The 5,564-nt window shown below is 68.7% G+C and carries 8 protein-coding genes; all 8 read left to right on the top strand.

What is annotated here, in order from left to right:
* Positions 1-137 precede the first annotated feature (137 nt).
* The 8 genes from QQK83_RS18665 (at position 138) to QQK83_RS18630 (ending at position 5,441) form a co-directional block, all read left to right on the top strand.
* On the top strand, positions 138-722 hold the full coding sequence (locus tag QQK83_RS18665; RefSeq protein ID WP_284266856.1) for a flagellar basal body-associated FliL family protein: 585 nt from the start codon (positions 138-140) through the stop codon (positions 720-722).
* A gap of 18 nt (positions 723-740) precedes the next feature.
* Positions 741-1,706, top strand: a complete 966-nt coding sequence (fliM, locus tag QQK83_RS18660; RefSeq protein WP_284266855.1) for a flagellar motor switch protein FliM — start codon at positions 741-743, stop codon at positions 1,704-1,706.
* A 108-nt stretch (positions 1,707-1,814) separates the two neighbouring features.
* Entirely contained in the window at positions 1,815-2,057 is a 243-nt protein-coding gene (fliN, locus tag QQK83_RS18655) for a flagellar motor switch protein FliN (RefSeq protein ID WP_349816250.1), read from the top strand.
* A gap of 79 nt (positions 2,058-2,136) precedes the next feature.
* Positions 2,137-2,430 carry a flagellar biosynthetic protein FliO gene (locus tag QQK83_RS18650; RefSeq protein WP_284266853.1) on the top strand — a complete coding sequence of 98 codons (294 nt, stop codon included), beginning with the start codon at positions 2,137-2,139 and terminating at the stop codon, positions 2,428-2,430.
* Positions 2,427-3,167, top strand: coding sequence for a flagellar type III secretion system pore protein FliP (fliP, locus tag QQK83_RS18645; protein ID WP_284266852.1), 741 nt, complete (start codon positions 2,427-2,429; stop codon positions 3,165-3,167). Before QQK83_RS18650 ends, fliP begins: the two co-directional genes overlap by 4 nt.
* Positions 3,168-3,174: 7 nt before the next feature.
* On the top strand, positions 3,175-3,441 hold the full coding sequence (gene fliQ / locus QQK83_RS18640) for a flagellar biosynthesis protein FliQ (protein WP_284266851.1): 267 nt from the start codon (positions 3,175-3,177) through the stop codon (positions 3,439-3,441).
* 4 nt (positions 3,442-3,445) lie between these two features.
* Positions 3,446-4,264, top strand: a complete 819-nt coding sequence (gene fliR, locus QQK83_RS18635; RefSeq protein ID WP_284266850.1) for a flagellar biosynthetic protein FliR — start codon at positions 3,446-3,448, stop codon at positions 4,262-4,264.
* Entirely contained in the window at positions 4,257-5,441 is a 1,185-nt protein-coding gene (locus QQK83_RS18630) for an EscU/YscU/HrcU family type III secretion system export apparatus switch protein (protein ID WP_284266849.1), read from the top strand. Before fliR ends, QQK83_RS18630 begins: the two co-directional genes overlap by 8 nt.
* Positions 5,442-5,564: the final 123 nt, after the last annotated feature.

Genomic DNA, 5,564 nt, shown 5'->3' with positions numbered 1-5,564 from the left:
GCCAATCCGCCGCCGCCGCTCACGGTGCCGAGATCGGCGCGCCGCCCGGCGACAGCCGGACCGGAACGGCCGCCGCGACCCGGCGGATCGACATTCTCGCATGACCCTTTCCCATCGCAACAATCCCGTGACCCGACATGACTGAGCAAACCACCAACCCGCCCCGCCGCAGCCTGATCGGCCGACTGGTCCGGGGCACCCTGCTGCTGGTCGCCGGTGGCGGCCTTGGCGCGGGCGGCTTCGCCGCGGGCATGTATTATGCCGGCGACGGGCTGTCCCCCGCCGAAGAGGTTCTGCGCCTGATCGACCAGGGCGCGCTTGACGGCGACACGCAGACCGCCGGGGCGACCGAAGACGGCGGCCTGCCCCAGCGCGTGCCGCGCCCCGCGCCCGAAGCCCCCAGCTTCCTCACCAGCTATTTCGAGTTTCCCGACCCTCTGACCACGAACCTCGCGCAGTCGCGGCGTTTCCTGCAGCTCACCGTGGGCATCGCCACGCAATACGACGAGACCGTCATAGCCAATATCGAGACGCATTCCATGGCGTTGCGCTCGGACATGCTGGCCGTGATCTCGGGCTTCACCGAAGAGGGCGTCGCCGGGGCCGAGGGGCGCCTGGCGCTGGCCACCGCGCTGCGCGAGACGCTGAACACGCGGCTCGAGGCGCTCGAGGGGTTCGGCGGCATCGAGGATGTCTTCTTCCCCTCCTTCGTGATGCAGTGAGTCGGGAGAGCGACGGCGATGTCCCAGACCCACCGGCTTTCCAGCGACCAGGTCGCGGCCCTTGTCGACGGGTTGCGCGACCTCGAGGCCGATGACGCAAGCCCCGAGGCCGCCGAGGCCCGGCCCTACAAGTTCGGCTCGGACAACCGCGGCATCCTCGGCGATTACTACGGGCTTCGGATGATCAACGAGCGGTTCTGCCGCCTTGCGCGGTCGGTGTTCCTGCCGTTCCTGCGGATGCATCCGCGCATTTCCAGCTTTCCGCCGGAAATCAAGACCTTCGAGCAATACTCGGACGAGCTGGACAATTTCGTCAGCCTGACGACCAGCCGGATCGAGCCCTTGCGCGGGTCGCAGCTGATCACGCTGCACCCGGATTTCGTGTCGCAGCTGACCGATGCCTATTACGGCGGCGCGATCCGCAAGCTGCCCAACCGGCGGCAGGAGTTCACCACCACGGAAAACCGGGTGATCGAGATCCTGACCGAGGGGCTGAACCGCGCGCTTGAAAGCGCATGGCGCGATCTTGCGCCGCTCACCTTCGAGGTCACCAGCCGCGAGGAGAACCTCCAGTTCGCCACCTTCGTGGAGGGCAGCGACCTGGTGGTGAACTGTTCGTTCATCATCCAGCTGCCGGGCACCGATCCGGCCAACCTCGACATCCTCTACCCGCTGCAGGTGCTCAAGCCGCTGGCAGCCCAGCTGCGCTCGCGGATGCAGTCGGACCTGGTGGAAGAGGACGACACCTGGCGCGCGCGGCTGCGGCGCGCGGTCATGGACGTGCCGCTGACGGTCACCGCGCGGCTGGCCGAGCCGACCGTGCCGCTGGCCGCGCTCGACCGGATGGGCACGGGGCAGATCCTGCCCGTGGACCTGTCGCCCTCGCCGGTTCTGCTGGTCGAGGACAAGCCCTTTTTCGCAGGCGAGATCGGCGTGGCCAACGGCCATGCCGCCATGCATGTCACCCGCCGCTGCAAACGCTAAGACGCGCCGCGCGGCCCCATCGAACGGAGTTTTCCCATGATCGACCCGACCCAGACGCAAGCCCCTTCCGACAACGCGCAGGCCGCCGCGGCGGGACAGGATCTCGGGATGCTGGCCAATGTGAAGGTGCGCATGACCGTCGAGGTCGGCCGCACCCAGATCAGCATCGAGGAGCTGCTGCGCCTGAACGAGGGCGCCGTGGTCGAGCTGGACCGGCTGGCCGGTGACCCGCTCGATATCCTGGTGAACGGCACCCAGATCGCCACCGGCGAGGTGGTGGTCATCGGCGACCGGTTCGGCATCCGCTTCGGCGACATCGTCGACCCGCGCGAGCGCGCGCAATCGGTCTGAGACCGCGGCCCCCGCGGCGCGGGCGCTTGGCACGATTCCTGCCCCTGCAAGGGCAGGAGTTGTTACCGGAGTGCCCGCCTTGGATCACCTTACCCCTGACCGCCTGCTGATCGTCGGCCTGTTTCTCGCCGTGCTGCTCGGCCTGTGGGCCGCGGTGCAGCGCAACCGCACGGGCCTGGCCCGGCGCATCACCGGCGACCGCCGCTTGCGCATGGTCGAGACCCTGACGCTCGGCCCCGAGGGGCGCGCGCTGCTGCTCGAGGCCGAGGGGCGTTCGATCCTCGTGCTGGGTGGCCGTCGCGGCACGCCTTGCGTGCTCGACCTCGGCCCCCGTGGCAAATGTGACACCGACGGGGCGGAGGGCGCAGAATGACCCGCGCCCTTCCCCTCGCCGCGCTTATGGCCCTGCTCGGCGGCCCCGCGCTGGCGCAAGCCGGCCTGCCCGCGCTGACCATGACCCAATCCGAGGGCGACACGGTCTATTCCCTGTCGCTGCAGGTGCTGGCGCTGATGACGGCGCTGACCGTGCTGCCGGCCATCGTGCTGGGCATGAGCGCCTTCACCCGCATCATCATCGTCCTGTCGATCCTGCGCCAGGCGCTCGGCACGCAGGCGACGCCGCCCAACCAGGTGCTGATCGCCATCGCGCTCTTCCTGACCTTCTTCGTGATGGACCCGGTCCTGACCGAGGTGAACACCCGCGCGCTGTCGCCCTTCCTCGAGGGGCAGCTTGCCGCCGAACCCGCCATCGCCGAGGCGCGCGGCGTCGTCTCGGCCTTCCTGATGGACAACACCCGCGAGGCGGACCTGATGATGTTTGCCGATCTCGCGGGGCATGAGCCCTACGCCACCGAGGCCGACGTGCCGCTTTCGGTGCTTCTGCCGGCCTTCATCACCTCGGAGCTGAAGACCGCCTTCCAGATCGGGTTCCTTCTGTTCCTGCCCTTTCTCGTGATCGACCTCGTGATCGCGTCGATCCTCATGGCGCTCGGCATGATGATGCTGTCGCCGGTGATCGTGTCGCTGCCCTTCAAGCTGCTCCTGTTCGTCCTCGTGGACGGCTGGGCGCTGACGATGGGCTCGCTTGCGTCCAGTTTCATGGCGGGATGAGACGATGATGAGTTTCGACGCGAATATCGAACACCTGCGGCTGGCGCTGTGGAACGTGATCCTGACGGCGGGGCCTGTCCTCGGCGTCGCGCTGGCGGTGGGCTTGCTCATCGGCATCCTGCAGGCCGCCACCTCGATCAACGAGGCGACGCTCAGCTTCGTGCCCAAGCTCGGGATCGTGCTGGGCACGATGGCGCTGATGTCGGGCTTCATGCTGGGCGTGATGACCGACTATTTCACCTATGTCTTCGAAACCATCGCAACGATCAGGTAGGACGATGGAGCTTGCCGCCGCCACCAGCCTGCCGGGCCTTGCACTGGCCGAAGTCATGGGCTTCCTGCTGCAGGCGCTGTTCGCCATGCTGCGGGTCGGGGCCTTCGTCATCTCGGCCCCGGTCTTTGCCGCGCGCTTCGTGCCGCTGCCGGTGCGCATCATCGTTGCCGTGGTGCTGACCATCCCGGTGATCACCAGCGTGCCGATGCCGGACCCCGAGACGCTCGCCTCGCTGCGCGTCGTGCCGATGATCGCGGTTGAACTGGCGTTGGGGATCGCGGCGGGGCTGGTGCTGCAGATCCTCTTCGCTTCGGCCACCATGGCGGGCGACTGGATCGCGGCCACCGCGGGCCTGTCCTTCGCCGCGCAGATGGACCCCAACACCGGCGGGCAATCGCCCATCGTGGCGCAGCTTCTGTTCCTGCTGCTGCTGGGCCTGTTCCTGGCCGAGAACGGCCACCTCGCCGCGATCCGGCTGATCGTGGAGAGCTACGCCTATATCCCGCCCGGCGGCGCCTTCGAACCGGGCGCGCTGACCGGCACCGGCCTTGGCGCCGCGGGCGTGCTGTTCGAGGTCGCGGCGGCGATCATGCTGCCGGTCGTGTCGATCCTTCTGATCGTGAACGTCGTGATCGGCGTCATCACCCGGTCTGCGCCGCAGATGAACCTGTTTTCCTTCGGCTTTCCGCTGATGCTGCTCACGGCGGTGGGGCTTCTGTTCCTGACCGTCCCGTCGCTGGGTCACGCCATGGCCGCGCTCTTCCCCCGCGCGCTCGAGATGCTGGCGCAGATCCTGCTGCAGGGAGGGCCGAACGGTGGCTGAGGAAGGCGAAGACGGCCAGGAAAAGACCGAGGAGCCGACGCAGAAACGCCTCGACGACGCGCGCGCGGAAGGGCGGGTTCTCAGCTCGAAGGAGATGTATGTCTTCACCGCGCTGGCGCTGGCGACGCTGGTGCTCGCCGTGGGCCGCCCCGCGCTGGAACAGGTGCCGGCCCGCTGGGCCGCGGGCCTGCGCTTCGAGGCGGCGGAGGAGTTCGACGCGCTCGTCGTCACCGCGCTGGGTGACGCGCTGCGCACGGTGATCCTTGCGGGGCTGGTCGTGGGCCTGCCCTTCGTCGCCATCGCGGTCGGCACGCAGCTGTCGATCGGTGGCATCGCCTTTTCGCCCAAGGCCATGGCGCCCAAATGGAACAAGCTCGACCCGCTCAAGGGGCTGAAGCGCATGGTCTCGATGCAGGCGCTGGTGGAACTGGCCAAGGCGATCCTCAAGGTCGCGCTGCTGATCGGGGCGGGGGCGATGGCGCTTTACGGCATGGTTCCCGCGCTCGACCGAACGGCGGGCATGGCAACGGGCGACGCGCTCGCCGTCTTCGGTGCGGCGCTCTTGCGGGTGCTGGGGGCGCTGACGCTGGTCCTGGCCGGGATCGGGGCGATCGACCTCTTCTGGCAGATCCACCAGCACACGACCTCGCTCAAGATGTCGCGGCAGGATCTGAAGCAGGAGATGAAGGACAGCGAGGGTTCCCCCGAGCAGAAGGGCCGCATCCGCAGCCTGCAATACCAGGCCGCGCGCCGCGCCGCCGAGCGCGCCTCGGTCGGCCGCGTGAGCGAGGCCACGGCCATCGTCACCAACCCGCAGCATTTCGCCGTCGCGCTGAAATACGAGCCGGGCCAGCCCGGCGCGCCGGTGATCCTTGCGATGGGGCGCGACGTGGTCGCCCGCGACATCCGCAGCGCCGGGCGCAAGCATGCCGTCACCATGCTGTCCGCCCCGCCGCTGGCGCGCGCACTCTATTTCACCGGCCGCATCGGCGACGAGATCCCCGTGGATCTCTATGCCGCGGTGGCCACGCTTCTCGCCCACGTATGGCGGATCGAGCACGGCATGGCCGAGGAGATGCCCGAGATCGACCTGCCCGACTTCCTGCGTTTCGACGCGAACGGCCGCCCCGAGCGGCGCGACAGGCCCCGCCGCGGGCAGAAAGGACAAGACCGATGATCCGACCCACGAAGCGCGACGGCGGCATGACCACCGGCGCCATGATCTCCACCCTGTGTTTCGCCGCCGCCGCCCTCGGCCTTGCCGATGCGGCGCTCGAGGCCGAGGGCGCGCGCGCGCTGG

It is taken from the genome of Roseicyclus amphidinii (assembly GCF_030163755.1).
GTDB lineage: Bacteria > Pseudomonadota > Alphaproteobacteria > Rhodobacterales > Rhodobacteraceae > Roseicyclus > Roseicyclus amphidinii.
This window is presented reverse-complemented; position numbering and strand designations above follow the sequence as displayed.